The sequence below is a fragment of the Caballeronia sp. M23-90 genome, from assembly GCF_053574605.1.
Window position 1 is genome coordinate 1 of the sequence record NZ_JBSIPA010000945.1, and the last position, 701, is coordinate 701.

The 701-nt window shown below is 58.2% G+C and carries 1 pseudogene; it reads left to right on the forward strand.

The window, feature by feature from the left end:
- Nucleotides 1-128: 128 nt before the first annotated feature.
- Nucleotides 129-578 (forward strand): annotated as a pseudogene (locus tag ACRXB1_RS37195) (Tn3 family transposase); the annotation flags it as partial.
- Nucleotides 579-701: the final 123 nt, after the last annotated feature.

Consider the following 701-nt stretch of genomic DNA (forward strand, 5'->3'; position numbering starts at 1 on the left):
TGCAAGACCTTTGCCAGCGCCTGCTCCCTGAATTCGACAGAATACGTCTGTTTGGCATTCAACCTGCACCTCTGAGTTCTTCGGATTGGGAAAATTCAGAGGCGACATCTATTGTGACGCAGGGGGGTAACTGGCCAGCGACATGCAATGAAGCAAGTGTGCGGCACTTCGCGCGGCGCTGCGCACATCGCAAACCATCGGTCAGCAGGCGTATCCAGTCATCTCGCCGACTCGAGGCTGCATGCTTCATGCGATATGCGCTCTGCACCGCCACCGACCAGTTGCTTTCGATGCTCGGCCGCTGGGTCCGCAAATCCCTCAACGAAGCCAACAGCAGGGTTTCCGCAGCGCGGCCAGACCTCAAGGCACAGATGCACGACTTTGCCACCGCCGTTAAGGCCGTGGCCACCGACGAAAGTCTGACACACGATGAGCTGGTCGAGCAGCTTTGCGCGCTGGCAGATGCGGCGCTCAAACAGGAGACGCCCAGCCGCGCGAGCCTGGTTCGCTCGCAACTGATATCCAAACGGCGCGTCGCCCGCGCGATGCTCGCCAGGCTGCTGACACTGCCATTTGAGATAGGCTGAAGAAAGTGGAGATCAATGTTTCGTAGAATGAGCGAAATGGAGATCAAATGAATCGAGGACCGAAAGGCCGCTACACGAAGGAGTTTCGCGAGCAGGCGGTGAAGCTCGTTCTTG